This window comes from Nodosilinea sp. LEGE 07298, assembly GCF_015207265.1.
Classification (GTDB): Bacteria; Cyanobacteriota; Cyanobacteriia; order Phormidesmidales; family Phormidesmidaceae; genus Nodosilinea.
Genome location: NZ_JADEXE010000567.1, coordinates 1 through 1,535, shown reverse-complemented (window position 1 = coordinate 1,535; position 1,535 = coordinate 1). Strand labels below are relative to the sequence as shown.

Here is a 1,535-nt window from a genome sequence, read left to right as displayed (position 1 = left end):
CCCAAGTATTGCCGGTGTGGCCCTGCAGCGTTTTCAGCAGAGTGCCGTTGGGTCGCCACAGCTTCGCCGTCCGATCCACACTGGTGGAGGCCAAAAAATCGCCGCTGGGGCTGACTCGCACGCCCCAGATGGGGCCGTCGTGACCGGCTAGGGTGTGCAGCAGGGTACCATCGGGCTGCCAAATTTTCAGGGTTTGATCGTCCCCAGCAGTGACCAGCCAGCGGCCATCGGGGGCAAAGTCTATGGCCCAGACTGGCCCCTGGTGCCCGGTTAAGGTAGTGAGTAACTGGCCCTGGGCATCCCAAACTTTAGCGGTGCCGTCGGTGCTGGCGGTGGCCCAGCGCTGGCCATCAGCGCTAATGGCGACGCCGTAGATCGGCGCGTTGTGGGCGGTCACAGTGGTGAGCAACTGCCCCTCCCGGCTCCAGCGATTGACGGTGCCATCTTGACTGGCAGTGAGCAAAAAATCGCCCTCGGCGCTGTAGGTGACTGACCAGACGGCTACCTGATGCCCGTTGAGGGAATGCAGGGGTTCTCCTTCAACCGTCCACAGCGAGACGTGGCCCCCGCCCCCGGCCACCGCAATTTGTTCATTTTTAGGATCGTAGGCCACGGCATAGAGCTCGGTGTCGCTGGCGTCTACTGTGTGCAGCAATTGCCCATCGGCCTGCCAAATTTTGAGGGTGGTATCGGCACTGACCGAGGCCAGCCGCTGCCCATCGGGGGAAAAGGCTACCCCATTGACGTTATCGGTGTGGCTGAGCAGTTGGTTGCGTTCGTCGGCCCCGTAAACGGCCTGGCGCAGGGCAAAGCTACTGTCAATGGCCACATCAGCGGGCGTAGGTGGACAGGCGGGCAACCGCCGCCGCCCTGCTTCGGCCTGGATGGCATCGATCAGGGCGGCCAGCCGCTGGTTAGAGGTGAAGCGTGCTTGGGACGAGGAAGCCAGGGCGCGAATAGTCTCTTGCTGGGCCTGCCCCTGGGCCACCACCGCCCGCCGAAACTGCCAAAAGGCTAGCGCTCCCGACCCAGCGGTGATCAGCAGCGCCAGGCTGAGCACCCGCAGCAGCCGCTTTTGCAACCGCCCTATCTGCTGTTCTTGCTGCAGTTTGGCTTCAGCCTCCTGGGCCATGGCCAGCTTCAGAGCGTCTTCGATCAGTTGGCGATCGAGGGCTTCACTGGCAGCCAGGTACTCAAAATCTTCGGTGGTGAGGCGCTTGCCCTGAGCCCACTGCTGAGCGCTGTGTAGCGCTTGCCCCCGCAGCAGGCGCGACTCGTCCTGGCGATCGCTGGCGAGCCAGGCATTGAGCATTTGCGAGTAAGGGCGCAGGGCGGCCAGTTGTTCGGCTACCCAGGTTGGGTTAAATACTGTCCGGTAGATAGCATTTTTCACGCCCAGCTGCCCCTGGGAACGGCTCACCAGCCCCGAAAGCAGTAGATCCGCCTGGTCAGGGCTGTCATCGGCCAGTACCGGATCTGGCTCTGACTCTGGCTCTGACTCTGAAGCTTGGGCCGAGGCCAACAGGCGCTGGTAC

General features: G+C 62.9%; 1 protein-coding gene. It reads right to left on the bottom strand.

Features of this window, described 5'->3' with window-relative positions:
• On the bottom strand, positions 1-1,535 hold a 1,535-nt coding region (locus IQ273_RS33085; RefSeq protein ID WP_194027303.1), incomplete at both ends, for a WD40 repeat domain-containing protein.